The organism is Nonomuraea sp. NPDC048826 (assembly GCF_043198225.1).
Taxonomy (GTDB): domain Bacteria; phylum Actinomycetota; class Actinomycetes; order Streptosporangiales; family Streptosporangiaceae; genus Nonomuraea.
This window is the reverse complement of record NZ_JBICUQ010000003.1, coordinates 894,633-910,819: the sequence shown is the minus strand read 5'-3', so window position 1 is coordinate 910,819 and position 16,187 is coordinate 894,633. Positions and strand designations below refer to the sequence as shown.

Below are 16,187 nucleotides of genomic sequence, written 5' to 3'. Positions count from 1 at the left end.
GCGCTGAACGCTACAGAGACGGCAAATCGCCACACACCCCTATTCGTCCGGGCGCACCCCCAAAGCCGGGGCCAGGCCGGCCAGCGTGGGAACCACGTCACGCGGACTCGGCGACTCCGCGATCCGCTGCCGCGCCCGCTCCGCGCCTTCCCGCAGCGTGGCGTCGCCCAGCAGCCGGTCGAGGTGCGCGGCCGGTGTCCCCGCGTCGGCCGGGTCGGCCACCAGGCCGGCGCCGAGACGCGCGACCTCCGCGGGAAGGCCGTCCTTCCTGGCCGGGCCGTCACGGGACACGAGCGCGAGCTGGGGCAGCCCGCAGGCGAGCGCGGTCACCGCCGCCACGGGATCGCCGTCGTGCACGACCGCCGCGCACGAGAGGAGCACCGCGACCTCCGGGACGCCGTCCACGAGCCGGACGTTGGGGGGCAGCCGCAGCCCTTCCGGCACCTGGGCAGCCGCGCACACGATCTCGACATGTCTGGCGCCGGCCGCGTCGAGGAGCCCGCCCAGCGGCGCGGCGTCCACCCGGGACACGTAGACGCGCGGCCTGCGCGGTTTCCTGCCCAGCCAGGACGGGAGCTCGGCGGGACCCGTGTAGGGCACGAACCGCACCGGGTGATGACCGGCGTGGGCGGCGGGCCGCAGCGCCTCCGGCAGGGTGGTCAGGGTGACGGCGCCCGGGTCCTGAGGCACGGTGCCGTGGTCGAGCGGCCCCATCAGGCACGCGCCGGCGGCGCCGACCTGCCGCGCGGCCTCGGCCACGCCGCGGGCCGCCGCGTCCCAGACGACCAGGTCCGGACGCCACCGGGCGGCGTAGTCGAGCACACCGCCCAGCTCGTACGGGTCGTCACCGGCCGGCTCCTCGACGCTCACCGCGACGAACCCCGTCGCCGTGATCTCCCGGGTGAACGGGGCCCGTCCGGCGATCTGCACCGCGTGCCCCGCCGTGCGCAGCGCCCACCCCAACGGGACCATTCCGTACAGGCGCGCTCGTGAGGACGGCACCGCCAGCAACACACGCATGAGACCCTCCGCGAGGCCGCTCTCTCCGGTGCCGAATGTAACGCCCGGCGGGCCGGCCGGGACCCCCTTACCCTGGGGCGGCGGCGCGGCAGTAGGGGTGTGCCTGTCGCTTCAGAGCCTGCGCCGGTAGCGGTTGGTCAGCTCTTCGAGGGTCGGCACGACGCTGTGCGGGGTGGGCGCGGCGAGCAGGTCCCGCTGGGCCTCCTTCGCGCCGGCGCGGAACGACGGATCGTCCAGGACGGAGACCAGCTTGGCCTTGAGCGTCGCCGGGGTGAACTCCTCCAGCGGCAGGTACAGCCCGATGCCGCGGGCCTCGAACATGCGCCCGCACTCCGGCCCGTCCCAGAACGGGTGCGGGATGACGACGCTCGGCACGCCGTGGGTGATCGCCAGGTTCCTGGTGCCGGCCCCGGCGTGGTGCACCATCGCCGAGCAGGTGGGCAGCAACTCGTTGAGCGGGATGAAGTCCACGATGGTGACGTTGTCCGGGATCGTGGACATGTCGAGCAGGCTGGTGTCGAGGGTGGCGACGAGCTCGATGTCCAGGTCGGCGAGTTCGCGCAGCAGGTCGCCGGTGGAGACGCCGGTGTCGCCGAACACCTCACGCATCGTCAGCCCGAAGGTGAGGCAGACCCGCGGCTTGGTGGGGGGCGTGTGCACCCAGTCCGGGATGACCACGGGCCCGGGTGACGACAGCGCACGGACCGACACGGTGGGCAGGGTGGTGGGCAGCCGCATCCAGGCGGGCGCGGGGTCGATGCTCCATTGCCCGGTGAGCAACTCGGTCGCCATGTCCGGCTCGTACCGGCGGCCGATCCTGGCGAGCCGGCCGGTGAACCAGTCCGTCAGCGGGTCGTCGCGTCGTTCCGGCGGCTGCTGGTCACGCAGCCGGACGTAGTCCTGGTAGAGGCGGTAGGTGTAGTCGAGGCCGAACAGCAGGCGGGCGTGCGCGGCGCCGCTGGCGTAGGCCGCGATGGGGCCGGGGAACGTCAGCGCGTCCCAGATGATGAGGTCGGGCTCCCAGGCGCAGGCGGTCTTCACCAGGTCGTCGGCGAAGGACTGGTCGGCCAGCGACTCGTACCTGACGCCGCAGCCCATCGTGACCTCGCCGAGCACGTGGTCCCAGCCGCGCAGGAGCTGCTCCTCGTGCGGCGCGGAGAGACCGCGGCTGAGAGCCACCTGGTTCCACGCGCCGCCGTCGCGCCAGGAGCCGCCGGTCTCCTGGTCGCCCACGGCGACCGCCGGCAGCCCCGACATGGTGGCCACGTCCACGACGCCCGGCTGGCCGGCGACGAAGACCTCGTGCCCGGCCGCGCGGAGCGCCCAGGCCAGCGGCACGAGGTTGTACACGTGGGTCGGGGACGCGAACACCGTGAACAGGACGCGCATCTGTCACCTACCTCAGCGGGATCGTGGAAACCGGGCACCGTGCGATCAACCCGATCACGGGCGAGCGGACATGCCTCACGACCTCTCCGGCCGGTTCCAGAACGGGAAGAAGCGGTACGAGCGCCCGGATCGCCTCGGTGGCCAGCATCCGCACGACGGGGGCGACGAGCCGGGCGGGGAAATCGTCGAAGGTCAGGTGCGCCGCCGAGCCGGCCCTGGTCAGGTCGAAGGTCTCCGGCTCGAGGAACGCCGCGGGATCGCGGTTGGCGGCGTCGATGAGGACCACGACCTGGTCTCCGGCGTTGACCGTGACGCCGCACAGGTCCGTGTCGCTGCCGGAGATCCTGCTGACGATCTTGAGTGGCGCGTCGTACCGCAGGGTCTCCTCCACCACGGCGCCGGCGAGCGAGGGGTCCTCGCGCAGCAGGGCGCACTGATCGGGGTGGGCCAGCAGCGCCAGGACGGCGTTGCAGATCAGGTTCGACGTCAGGTGCGTGCCCAGGACGAGGGTGAGCAGGATCGCCGCGAGCGTGTCCGCCTCCCGCTCCTCCCCGCCGGTGAGGAGCGCCAGCTCGTGGAGCACGGTGCCCTGCTCCGCCCGGTCCGGGCCCCGGCCCTCGCCGACGAGGCCGGCGACCGTCTTCTTGATCCGGTCGAAGCACTCCACCAGCCTGCGGGCGCAGGGCAGGGTGGGCGGGCACAGCAGAGCGTCCAGCACGTGCCCGGCGCCCATGACGTCGGCGGCGAACTGCGGACGCTCCGCGAGGGGCAGGCCGACCACGTTGGCGAGCGCCACGATGACGCCCCTGGTCGCGTAGTCGGTCATCAGGTCGAACCCGCCGGTCAGGTCCCCGGCGACCTCGTCGAAGACGGCCGCCACCGGCGTGCGGCGGGCGTTCATGGCGGCGGCCCCGAGCACGGGTTCGGTCAGCCGCCGCAACCTGTCGTGATCGTCGCGCTCCAGGGCCAGGGTGGCGTCGTCGATCGCCAGCACGTGCTTGGGCGTCGTGTCGGCGTCGAGGCCGTAGACCCGTCTGCGCCTCCGGACGAACCTCGGATCCCGCACCTTCAGCCCAGGGTCGGCCATGACCTGGGCCGCGACCGCGTGCTCGGCGATGACCCACACGTCGAGGTCGCTCTGCCGCAGCGCCGGATGGCCGCGCAACTCCGCGTACCACACGCGGGGGTCGGCGTCCTGGGCACGCAGGATGCGCGCCAGCGGCACGCCGCGCTCCCCCTGCAACCACTGGACGCCGCGCACGGTCAGCAGGTGACGCGCGAGGTCGCTGTCGTTGTGGAGCCGCGGGTCGATCTGATGTCTGGTCATGGCCGGCGTGAGCCCCCCGGGGATAGCGGATCGGCCGCGAGCTTCGCAAGCCAGGGGACGATGTCGTGCGGGGTGGGCCTGCACGACATCTCCTCTCGTGCCGAAACCGCGCCGTCCCGGATCGACGGCTCCTCCAGGAGCCGGGTGATCTGCTCCGGCAGCGCGCCGGCGTCGCCGGACAGTCCCGCGCCGGAACGTTCGACCTCGGCCATGACGTCGCTGTCGCCCCAGGCAGAGGTGGCCAGGCCCAGCTGGGGCACTCCGTGGATCATCGCCGCCAGGATCGCGACCGGCTCCCCGTCGTGCACGAGAGCGGCGCAGTGCGGCAACAGGACGGTCAGCGACAGGTGGTCCAGGAGCCGGACGTTGGCGGGGACGCGGGTGCCGGCCGGGAGCGCGGCGGAGTCGAGGACCGCCACCACGTCGACGTCCAGTCCCGCCACCGCCTCGAGGACGGCCGCCGCCGAGGCGGACCGCGGCCGTGTCAGCGTGACGCCGACTCTCGGAAGTCTCGACTTCCTCTGGAGCCATGGCGGGGCGACGGCCACCCCGTCGTACGGCGCCTGCCGGACCACCTGGACCTCGCCCTCCAGCGGTAACCGGAGGCAGGAGGGCAGCAGGTCGATCGTCGCCTGGCCCAGCACCAGGTCCTCGGAGAACGCGGCGCCGAATCTGGCGGCCCCGGCGCTCAACCGGCGGGCCAGGTCGCGGCGGCCGGACGGGGAGGTCCACGCCCGGCCCCAGCGGTCCGGTTCGGTCAGGACGCGGACGTGCGCGGTGCCGACCGCGTGCGCGGCGAGCGGGCCGGCGAAGCCGTCGCCGTCCCAGACGACGAGGCGGGGTTTCCAGGAGGCGGCGAAACGGGCCAGGTCCGCCGGGTCGACCTCCGCCTCGGTGTCCCCGGCGCCTGCCACGCTTCCCGGCATCACCACCGCCACGGGCAGGCCGGTGCCGCGCGCCTCGGGCAGGAGCGCGGGCGGCACGGCGAGGCACACCTCGTGTCCCGCGGTCCGCAGCGTCCACGCCAGCGGGACGAGGCCGGTGAGGTGGGACCATCTCGCGGTGGTGACGAGCACGCGCACGTGGCCCTCCTTCAGGTCAGGGAGTCGAGCCAGCGGTCGACGGCCGCGGCGGTGCTCTCCGCGTCGTCCTCGACGAGACTGAAGTGGTCGCCCGGCACGGTGTCGATCGTGTCGGCCCGGGCCCAGGTGGTCCGCCAGCCGTCCCCGTCCTCCTCACCGGCGAACGGCCGTGCGGCGCGCAGCAACAGCGTCGGCGCCGCCGGAGGGCCCGGCTCGATCTTCGGCAGCAGGTCGACGTACCTGGCCATCGCGGTGAGCGTGGTCCTGTCGATGCGTCCGTACTGCTCGCCTCTCTCTATCGCCAGGGCCGCCAGACCGGCCGCGACGTCCTGTCCTATGACCGCGCCGGGGTCCCCGTGCGGCGCGGTCACCAGGTAGGTGTCCAGCAGCACGACGGCCGCGGGCGGGTGGCCGATCTGTTCGAGCCGTCCCGCCGTCGCGTGCGCGAGCAGGCCGCCGGACGAGTGGCCGAGCAGGGCGAACGGCCGGCCTTCCGCCGCGTCGCGGACGCAGGCGGCGAGCACGTCCAGGAGCGCGTCGACCGACGTGGGCAGGTGCTCGCCGGCGCCGAACCCGGGGATCGCCAGCGCGCTGACGCGGCGTCCGTCGCCGAAGCAGCCGGCCAGCTTGGAGAACTGGTAGGGCCCGCCCATGGGCGCGGGCGTGCACAGGCAGATCACCTGCGGCCGTTTCGGCCCGTCCGCCAGCCGGACCGGCGCGGGCAGCGGCCCGGCGTCTGCGATCGAGGAGAAGGCGGGCCGCAGGTTCGCCACCGAGCTCATCAGGTAGAGACCGTCCATGAGCCGGCCGGCGTCCGCCGCCTCGCGGAACAGGTCCACGACCGTGTCGCGGGGCGCGGCGTCGGCGGGTGCGGGCCCGGCCATGAGTTCCGTGACGAGGTGCGCCGCCAGCTCGGCGGGAGTGTGCCGGTCGAAGACGATCGTGGGGGGCAGCCGCAGCCCGGTGGCGGCGGCCAGCCGGTTGCGCAGTTCGACGGCGGTCAGCGAGTCGAAGCCCGACTCCAGGAAGTCGCGGCGCGGGTCGATGCCCTCGTCGTCCCCGTAGCCGAGCAGCGCCCCCGCGTGCTCCAGGACGAGGGCCAGCAGGTCCTTGTCCCGCTGCTCACCGCTGAGCCCGGCCAGCCGCTCGCGAAGGCCCGTCGAGAACGCCGGGGCCGCGGAGACCCGGGCGGCGGCCCGCCGCTTCGCCGGGACCAGCGCGCGGAACACGTGCGGGACCTCGCCGTCCGGGTCGCCGCCGGCCGAGAGGCTGATCGGGACGAGCAGGTGCTCCGGTCGCGCCACGGCCGCGTCGAACAGTGCCAGGCCCTCCTGGTCGGTGAGCGCCGCCAGCCCGTCGCGCTCCATGCGCCCCCGGTCGGCCGCGGCTCCGGAGGACTCCCACAGCCCCCACGCGAGCGCCTGGGCCGGCAGCCCGAGCGCGCGGCGGCGGGCGGCCAGCGCGTCGACGAACGCGTTGGCGGCCGCGTAGTTGCCCTGTCCGGCGTTGCCCAGGAGCCCGGCCACCGAGGAGAACATCACGAAGGCGGTGAGCGGCGTGTCCCGGGTCAGGTCGTGCAGCGTCAGAGCGCCGTCCACCTTGGGACGCAGCACGGCGTCCACCTGGTCCGCGGTCAGGGTGCCGATCGTCGCGTCGTCCACCGCCCCGGCGGCGTGCACCACGGCGGTCAGCGGGTGCTCGGCCGGGACGGCCGCGAGCGCGGCGGCCACCGCGTCGCGGTCGGCCACGTCGCACGCGGCGAAGGTCGCTTCGGCGCCCAGCTCGTCCAGCTCGGCGGCGAGGTCGGGGGCGTCGCCGCTCCTGGAGAGCAGCAGCAGCCGCCGCACGCCGTGCGCGACGACCAGATGCCGGACCAGCAGCCTGCCCAGCGCGCCGGTCGCGCCGGTGACGAGCGTGGTGCCCTCGCCTCCGAAGGCCGCCGCCCGCCCGCCGTCCTCGGCGGAGGGTCGTACGAGCCGGGCCACGTGGGCGACTCCGTGCCGCACCGCCACCTGGGGTTCGCCTGCCGCCAGCGCGGCGGGGAGCGCCCGCAGGGAGGCGGGGTCGTCGTCGATGTCGGCCAGCACGATGCGGCCGGGGTTCTCCGCCTGGGCCGAGCGCACCAGCCCCCAGGCCGCCGCGCCGGCGAGGTCCGTGACGGCCGCGTCGCCGACCGGGACCGCGCCCCTGGTGACGACCACGACGGTCGCCGCGCCGAGCCGTTCGTCGGACAACGACGCCCTGAGCCGGTCGAGCGTCTCCAGGACCGCGGCGCGGGCCGTCGGGGCGGGCGCGGTGCGGTCCAGCAGCACGACGTCGGGGGTGCCCGCGAGGTCCGCGAGCGCCGTCACGCTCATCCCGGTGGCGCGCCAGTCATGAGGCGTCCCGCCGGTGATCGCCCACCGTCCCGGGTCCGGCGCGGCGGCGGACGGCAAGCGCCGCCAGCTCCAGCCGAGCAGCCGGCCGGAACCGGTGGCGGGCGTCTCCGCGCCGCCCTGCCCGGTGGAGGGGCGCAGCACCAGGGACTCCACCTCGGCCACGGGCGCGCCCGACGCGTCGGCCAGCAGGAGCGCCACGGCGTTGCCGCTGGTCGGGGTCACGCGCACCCGCAGTACGGTCGCGCCGGTGGCGTACACCCGCATCCCCGACCAGGAGAAGGGCACGCCGGCCTGGACGTCGATCTCCTCGGCCAGCGCCACCGCGTGCAGCGCGGCGTCCAGCGCGGCGGGGTGCAGCCCGAACCCCGAGGCGATCTGGCCGGCTTCGTGGCCGAGGCTCACCTCGGCGAAGACCTCGCCGCCCAGCTTCCAGGCGGCGCGCAGCGCGCGGAAGGCGGGGCCGTACCGGAATCCGCTGCCCGCCATGACCTCGTAGAACCCGTCGAGGTCGACCGGTTCGGCCTCCGGCGGGGGCCACGTGGTCAGCCCGGCCGGCTCCTGGCCGTCGCCGGCCGTGAGCAGGCCGCTCGCGTGCCTGGTCCACGGCGCGTCACCGCCGTACGGCCGCGAGTGCACCGTCACCTTCCTGGCGCCGGAGTCGTCCGCCCCGCCGGCCTGGACCTGAACGCTGATCTTGCCGCGTTCGGGCAGCACGAGGGGGCGTTCGAGAGTGAGTTCCTCCAGCCGGTGGCAGCCCACCTCGTCGCCCGCCCTGTTCACCAGTTCGGCGAAGCCGGCGCCGGGGAACGTGACGGCCGCGCCGATGGCGTGATCGGCCAGCCACGGCTGCGTCTCGATCGACAACCGCCCGCAGAGCACGACGTCACCGGAGTCGGCCAGGGTGACGGCCGCCCCGAGCAGGGCGTGCTCGGTGGAGTCGACGCCGCTGGTCAGCATGGCGCCGGAGCTGCGCACGGCTCCCATGTCGGAGTCCGGCCAGTACCGCTTGCGGTGGAAGGCGTACGGCGGCAGCTCCACCGTCGTGGCGCCGCGGCCGTCGAACAGCCTCGCGGGGTCCAGCCCCGTGCCCTCGACGTACATCCGGCCGGCCGTGAGACCGACCGCCTCGACCTCCGGCAGGTCCACGCCGACGGCGTGGTGGACGGCGGCGGCCCCGGGCGAGCCGGTCAGGCCTGCGGTCACCAGCGCCGCCAGCGCACCGTCGCCGCTCAGGTCCACGTACCGTTTGACGCCCTCGGACTCCAGGGCGCGCACGCCGTCGAGGAAGCGCACGGTCCTGCTCGGCGCGCTCGACCAGTACTCCGGGTCCGCCAGGTCGGCCTCGGCGGCGGGCGCGCCCGTGACAGAGGAGATCACGCCGACATGGGGTGACTCGTACGTCAGCTGGTCGGCCACGTCGTAGAGCTCGTCGGCGAGCTCGTCCATCAGCGGCGAGTGATCCGCCGCCGGGAACGGCAGCGGCCGCACGGCCCGGCCACGCGCGCGCCAGTGCTCGGCGACGGCCTCGACGTCGGCGGCGGGACCTGACAGGACGACCGATCCGGGTCCGTCGACCGCCGCGAGGCCGACCTGCCCGGTGAGCGTGTCACGGATCTCGTCCTCGCCGGCCTCGATCCGGACCATGACGCCGCTGCGCGTCTCCTGGGTCAGTTCGGCCCGGGTCGCCGTCAGCTTGACCGCGTCGGCGAGCGACAGCAGACCGGCGATGTGCGCCGCGGCGATCTCGCCGCCGGAGTGACCGAGGACGAAGTCGGGACGCACCTTCCAGTGCTCGAACAGCCGGGCCAGCGACACGCTCAGCGCCAGGTCCGCGGCCTGGCGGAAGGTGACCTGGTCGAGCAGCTGGGCGTTCACCGTGCCGGGGGGCGCGAACATGACGTCGCGGAGCGGCCGGTCGAGATAGCGGTCGAAGCGGGCGCAGATCTCGTCGAACGCCTGGGCGAACACCGGGAAGGCCGCGTGCAGGTCACGGCCCGTCCCCGGCCGGACCGTGCCCTGGCCGGGGAAGAGGAAGGCGGTCCTGCCGCCCGGGACCGCTGATCCCGTCACCACCCGGGGGTTCCGCTCGCCGCGTGCCAGGGCGGTCAGCGCGGCGAGCAGCTCGCCGGTTCCCGACCCGACGACGGCGGCGCGGTGCGCGAACCGGGGACGGCGGGTGGCCAGCGAGTAGCCGATGTCGCACGGGTCGGCGTCGGGGTGGTCGGCGAGGTGCCGGAGCAGCCGGTCCGCCTGCGTGGGCAGCGCCTCCGCCGTCCTGGCGGTCAGCAGCCAGGGCAGGGCCGGTCCCGCGGGCGCGGACTCGGAAGACGCGGGGACGGGCCCGGAAGACGCGGGGACGGACTCGGAAGACGTGGGGACGGACTCGGAAGACGCGGGCGCGGGCCCGGAAGACGCGGGGACAGGCTCGGAAGACGCGGGCGCGGACTCGGAAGGCGCGGGCGCGGCGGGCGGCCGGGCCGCGGCCGGCGCCTCTTCGAGGATGACGTGCGCGTTGGTGCCGCTGTAGCCGAAGGACGAGACCCCCGCGCGGCGGGTGCGCTCGCCCGGCGGCCACGGGACGTTCTCCTCCAGCAGCCTGACATGGCCCGACGACCAGTCCACGTGGGGGGTCGGCGCGTCGGCGTACCGGCTCTTCGGCAATCGGCCGTGCCGGAGCGCGAGCACCATCTTGATCACGCCCGCCACGCCCGCCGCCGCCTGGGTGTGGCCGATGTTCGACTTGATCGACCCCAGCCACAGCGGCCGGTCCGCAGGGCGGTCCTGGCCGTACGCCGACAGCAGCGCGTTGACCTCGATGGGGTCGCCGAGGGTGGTGCCCGTGCCGTGTCCTTCGACGGCGTCGATGTCGGACGGCTGGAGCCCGGTGACGGCGAGCGCCCGGCGGATCACCCGTTCCTGGGCCGGGCCGCTGGGGGCGGTCAGCCCGTTGGACGCGCCGTCGGCGTTGACCGCGCTCCCCCGCACCACGGCCAGCACCTCGTGCCCGTTGCGTTCGGCGTCGGAGAGCCGCTCCAGCACGACCACGCCGACCCCCTCCGCCCAGCCGACCCCGTCGGCGGTCGTGGAGAAGGACTTGCACCGGCCGTCGGACGACAGTCCCTCGCCGAAGCGGGCGAAGGCCTCGGGCGAGGCGAGCGCGGTGACGCCGCCGACGAGCGCCAGGGAGCACTCGCCCGCGCGCAGCGCCTGGGTGGCGAGGTGCAGGGCGACCAGGGAGGAGGAGCAGGCGGTGTCGACGGAGATCGACGGGCCCTCCAGCCCGAAGGCGTAGGCGACGCGGCCCGAGACCATGCTGTTGAGCGTGCCGGTGCCCGCGTAGCTGCCGTTCTGCTCGTAGCCGGTCAGCGGGCCGGGGTCGTAGCTTCCCACCATGGTCCCGGCGAACACACCCGTGGTGCTCCCGCGGAGGGTGAGCGGGTCGATGCCGGTCCGTTCCAGGGCCTCCCAGCAGGCTTCCATGAGCAGGCGCTGCTGGGGGTCCATCATGATCGCCTCGTTGGGCCCGATGCCGAAGAACGCGGCGTCGAACTCGGTGACGCCCGGCGCGAACCCGCCGGTGGGCTCGACTCCCGCCGAGGCGAGCAGGCCGAACCAGTGGTCCAGGTCCCACGAACGGTCGGTGGGGAACGGAGAGACGCCGTCGCGGCCCTCGGAGAGCAGCTGCCACAGTTCGCCGGGTGTGGTGACGCCGCCGGGAAGCCGGCACGCCATGCCCACGATCGCGACGGGGTCCGCCGTGACGTCCACGGCGGGCTCCGCCGTCGCCGCTGTTCCACCGGCGCCGAGCAGCAGCTCGGCGAAGTGGTCGGCCAGCGCGGCCGGCGTCGGGTGGTCGAAGACCAGCGTGCTGGGCAGCGCGGCGCCGGTCGCGGCGCTGAGCCGGTTCCGCAGTTCGACGGAGGTGAGGGAGTCGAAGCCGAGGTCCTTGAAGGGCCGCTCGGCGTCGACCAGTTCCTTGGAGGCGTGGCCGAGCACGTCGGCGACGTTGTCCAGGACGAGGTTCAGCAGCGCGGTGCGCCGGTCGCCGGGCGGCAGTTCGGCGAGCCGGCCCAGGGCGGCGCCGGGTTGCGCCGACGCCGCGACCCGGCGGCGGGCGGGCGTCGCCCCTGCCGCGGCCGCCTCGCGCGCGGTGGTCAGGCCGGGTTCGATCGCGGCCACGACGGCCCGGCCGGAGGCCAGCGCGGCGTCGAAGAGCGCGAGGCCCTCCTCCGCCTGGATCGCGGGCGCGCCCGCCCGGCGGCGGCCGCCGGAGGCCATCCCGGTTTCCAGCGCCCACGGGCCCCAGGCCAGCGACTGGGCGGGCAGCCCCAGCGCGCGGCGGTGCAGGGCCAGCGCGTCGAGGTAGGCGTTGGCCGCGGCGTAGTTCGCCTGCCCGGGCGCGCCGAGCGTCCCGGCGGCCGAGGAGAACATGACGAAGGCGGCCAGCCTAGAGTCCGCGGTGAGCTCGTGCAGGTGCCATGCGGCGTCGGCCTTGGGCCGGAACACCGCGTCCACCCGCTCGGGCGTCATGGCGGCGACGACGCCGTCGTCCAGCACACCCGCGCAGTGCACCACCGCGCTGACGCCCCGGCCGGCCAGCAGCGCCTCCACCGCGGCCCGATCACCGACGTCACAGGCGACCACCTCGGCCTCCGCCCCGGCGGCCGACAGGGACGCGACGAGCTCGGCGACGCCCGGGTGCCGATCGCCCCGGCGGCCGGCCAGCAGAAGCCGCCGCACGCCGTGGCGCTCCGCGAGATGACGCGCGACGAGGGAGCCCAGCGCTCCGGTGGCGCCGGTGACGAGGACCGCGCCGTCGCCCCAGCCGGGCCGCTCACCGCGCTCCCCGGCGGTCAGCCTGGTCAGCTCCGGCACCATGACGTGGCCGCGGCGCACCGCCACGACGGTCTCGCCCAGGGCGAGGATCCGGGGGATCAGGCCGCGTGCGGCCTGCTCGTCGTCGGCGTCCACCAGGACGAACCTTCCAGGTTCCTCCGCCTGCGCCGACCTGACCAGTCCGTGCACGGCCGCCGCCGCCGGGTCGGCGTCCTCGCCTGGCAGGGCGATTCCCCCGGTGGTCAGCACGACCAGCCGCCCGCCCCGGACCCGGGACCACGCCTGCACGGCGTCGAGCACCCGGTGGGTGGCCGAGCGCGCGGCCGCGGCGTCCTGGCCGCCGGCCACCCGCAGCACCGCGACGTCCGGACCCGAGCCGTCCGTGAGATCGAGGGTCTCGAAGCCGGCGGCCTCCGGCTCCACCGGCTCCACCGCCTCCGGCGGCTCGGCCGTGCTCCATGAGACCTCATGGAGCTGTGCGCCATCGGATCCGGCGGACGGCGCGGGCCACGCGGCCGAGACCTGGCGGAGGGTGAGCGCCCCGACCGTGGCCAGCGGCTCCCCGGCCGCGTCCGCGAGGTCGAGCGACAGGGTCCCCGCCGCCGTGCGCGCGATCCGGACCCGCGCGGCGGGCGCGCCGGCCGCGAACAGCTCCACGTCCTGCCACAGGTACGGCAGCTCCGGATCGCCGTCCGGCGGCCCGGTCAGCCCAGCGGCGTGCAGGGCGCCGTCGAGCAGTGCCGGGTGCAGCCCGAACGACTCGGCGACCAGGCGCTGGAGGTCCGGCAGCCGGACCTCGGCGAAGATCTCCTCGCCCCGCCGCCAGGCGGCGTGCAGCCCGCGGAAGGCCGGTCCGTAGACCAGCCCGAGCGAGGCCAGTTCCTCGTAGACGCCGTCGAGGGGTATCCGCCGGGCGCCCTGGGGCGGCCAGACGGGCAGGCCCCGCGGCGCGTCCGCACGACCGGCCGCGAGGAGGCCGGTGGCGTGGCGTCGCCATCCCGTGCGCGCGGCGGCGTCGCCCAACCGCGAGTGGACGGTGAGCGGGCGTTCCCCCGCCTCGTCGGGCGAGCCGACCACCACCTGGATGTCGACCGCGCCCTGTTCGGGCAGCACGAGCGGCGCGTGGAGGGTCAGCTCCCGCAGCCGTGGGGTGCCCGCGCCGTCCCCGGCCCGGATCGCCAGCTCCACGAAGGCGGCGCCGGGCAGCACGGCGGCGCCCCCGACGGCGTGGTCGGCCAGCCAGCGGTGCGTCGCCAGGGACAGCCGTCCCGAGTACACGACGCTGCCGGAATGGGCGACCATGGTCACCGCGCTCAGCAGCGGGTGCTCGGCCGGGTCGAGGCCCAGGGAGGCGGGGTCGCCATCGGCCGAGGACGACTCCAGCCAGTAACGCCGGCGCTGGAAGGCGTAGGTCGGCAGGTCGACGCGGCCGCGTCCGGCCAGGAGGGTCTCCCAGCGGGGGGACGTGCCCCGCACGTGCAGTTCGGCCAGCGCGGTGATCAGGGCCACGGGCTCCGGCCGGTCCTTGCGCAGCGCGGGGACGATCAGGAGCGTGTCTTCCCCGCTGTCGAGTCCGGCCCGCGCCATCGCCGTCAGCGTGCCGTCCGGGCCCAGCTCGACGAACCGGTTGACGCCCAAGGCGCGCAGACTGGTCACCGCGTCGTGGAAGCGGACCGCCTCGCGGGCGTGCCGTACCCAGTAGTCCGGGGAGCACAGCTCCTGCTCGTCGGCCGGGCGGCCGGTGAGGCACGAGACGATCGGGATCTGCGGGGGGCTGTAGGCGAGGTCGGCCGCGACCGCCCTGAAGTCGTCGAGCATCGGCTCCATGAGCGGGGAGTGGAACGCGTGGCTGACCCTCAGCCGCTGGGTGGCGCGGCCCCTGCTCTCGCACGCCGCGGCCACCGCCATCACCTCGGTGGCGTCGCCCGACACGACCACCGACACGGGACCGTTGACGGCGGCGATGCTCACGCCCGCGGTCAGCAGCGGCTCGACCTCCGTCGCGGACGCGCGCACGGCGACCATGGCCCCGCCCTGCGGCAGCGCCTGCATCAGCCGTCCGCGCGCCGCCACCAGCCGCGCGGCGTCGCGCAGGGACAGCACCCCGGCGGCGTGCGCGGCGCTCAGCTCGCCGATGGAGTGCCCCGCGAGATGGTCGGGGTGGACGCCGAGTCTCTCCAGGAGCCTGAAGAGCGCGACTTCGACGGCGAACAGCGCCGCCTGGGTGTAGGCGGTCCGGCCGAGCGCCTCGGCGTCGGATTCGATCACCTCGCGGAGCGGGCGGTCGAGCCACTCGTCGAGCGCCGCGCAGGTCTCGTCGAAGGCCGCGGCGAAGTCCGGGTAAGTCGCGCGGAGCTCCAGGCCCATGCCGGGGCGCTGCGCTCCCTGGCCGGAGAACAGGAACGCGGTCGTGGCGTCCCCGCGTGACACGCCCCGGACGACGGCGGGAGCGGGCTCGTCCTCGATCAGGGAGGTCAGCCCGCGTACGAGGTCGTCGCGGTCGTGCCCGATGACGACGGCGCGATGGTCGAGAGGGGAGCGGTTGACCGCCAGGGAGTGCGCCACGTCGGCGACCTCGACGTCCGGACGCTCGCGCAGGAACCCCAGGAGCCGGGCCGCCTGGGCGCCCAGCGCCTCCCGGCCGCGGGCCGAGATCACCAGCGGCAGCGGCCCGTCGCCGCCGGGCGCGGTTCCGAGGTCCGCCGATTCCTCCGGCTGCTCCGGCTGCTCCGGCTCTTCGAGGATGAGGTGGGCGTTGGTGCCGCTCAGGCCGAAGGAGGACACCCCGGCGCGGCGCGGCCGGGAGTTCCGCCGCCACTCGACGGGCTCGGTGAGCAGCCGCACGGCGCCGCTCGACCAGTCGACCTGCCTGGTCGGCTCGTCCACGTGCAGGGTCTTCGGCAGCAGGTCGCCGCGCATGGCCATGACCATCTTGATCACGCCCGCGATGCCCGCCGCCGCCTGGGTGTGCCCGAGGTTCGACTTGACCGAGCCGAGCCAGAGCGGCCGGCCGTCGTCCCGGTCCTTGCCGTAGGCGGCCTGCAGCGCCTCGGCCTCGATCGGGTCGCCCAGCACGGTGGCGGTGCCGTGGGCCTCCACCACGTCCACCTGGGCCGGGGTGAGTCGGGCGTCGCCCAGGGCCTGACGGATCACCCGCTGCTGCGCGGGCCCGTTGGGCGCGGTCATGCCGTTGGAGGCGCCGTCCTGGTTGACGGCCGTGCCGCGGATGACCGCCAGCACCGGGTGGCCTTTCCTGCGGGCGTCCGAGAGCCGTTCGACGAGGACCATGCCCGCGCCCTCCGACCAGCCCGTGCCGTCGGCGGAAGCCGCGAACGAGTGACAGCGGCCGTCGCTGGAGAGGGTCCGGTCCAGGCTGAACTCCACGAACGTGCGGGGCGTGGCCATGACGGACACCCCGCCGGCCAGGGCCAGGCTGCATTCACCCGACCTGAGCGCCTGGACGGCCAGGTGCACGGCCACGAGCGAGGAGGAGCAGGCGGTGTCGAGGGTGACGGAGGGCCCTTCCAGGCCGAAGGTGTACGACATGCGCCCCGACACCGGGCCGGAGGAGCCGTAACTGCCCGGATAGTTGTGGTACATCACGCCGGCGAACGCGCCGACGGGCAGTCCTTTGGCGCTGAGCGGCGGGATGCCCGCCCGTTCGAAGGCCTCCCACGCCAGCTCCAGCAGCAGGCGCTGCTGGGGGTCCATGAGCAGGGCGTCGCGCGGGCTGATCCCGAAGAGCTCGGCGTCGAAGTCCGGGGCGTCGTGCAACCACCCGCCCTCGCGGACATAGGTGGAGCCCGGTCGCTGTCCTGCCGGATCGTACAGGCGTTCCAGGTCCCAGCCGCGGTCGGCGGGGAACTCGCCGACGACGTCGCGTCCTTCCGCCACGACCCGCCACAGGTCCTCCGGGGACGTCACGCCCCCCGGGAAGCGGCACGCCATGCCGATGATCGCGATGGGCTCCCTGGCGGCGTCCGTGAGCCTCCTGTTCTGCTCCCGCAGCCGATCGGTCTCCTTGAGCGACGCGCGGAGTGCGTCGACCAGTCGGTCATCTGACATGCCTGCGCCATCCCCAATTCGTCGGCTGCCCCGCGCCTGAAATACTCGGGCGACCATCTGTGGAATTCCGCGCCATCCGCACGACCCGAA

General features: G+C 74.9%; 5 protein-coding genes. All 5 read right to left on the bottom strand.

The features are described from left to right. Positions 1-39: 39 nt before the first annotated feature. Positions 40-1,020, bottom strand: coding sequence for a nucleotide disphospho-sugar-binding domain-containing protein (locus ACGFI7_RS14520; RefSeq protein ID WP_393403869.1), 981 nt, complete (start codon positions 1,018-1,020; stop codon positions 40-42). 111 nt (positions 1,021-1,131) lie between these two features. Beyond that, a complete protein-coding gene (locus ACGFI7_RS14515; protein WP_393403866.1) occupies positions 1,132-2,409 on the bottom strand; it encodes an activator-dependent family glycosyltransferase in 1,278 nt (425 codons plus the stop codon). Between the two features lie 7 nt (positions 2,410-2,416). Continuing rightward, complete coding sequence (locus ACGFI7_RS14510; protein WP_393403863.1) at positions 2,417-3,736, bottom strand: P450-derived glycosyltransferase activator; 1,320 nt, start codon at positions 3,734-3,736, stop codon at positions 2,417-2,419. After that, entirely contained in the window at positions 3,733-4,818 is a 1,086-nt protein-coding gene (locus ACGFI7_RS14505; protein ID WP_393403860.1) for a nucleotide disphospho-sugar-binding domain-containing protein, read from the bottom strand. The genes ACGFI7_RS14510 and ACGFI7_RS14505 overlap by 4 nt, the downstream gene beginning before the upstream one ends. An 11-nt stretch (positions 4,819-4,829) precedes the next feature. Beyond that, a complete protein-coding gene (locus ACGFI7_RS14500) occupies positions 4,830-16,097 on the bottom strand; it encodes an SDR family NAD(P)-dependent oxidoreductase (RefSeq protein ID WP_393403857.1) in 11,268 nt (3,755 codons plus the stop codon). Positions 16,098-16,187 lie beyond the last annotated feature (90 nt).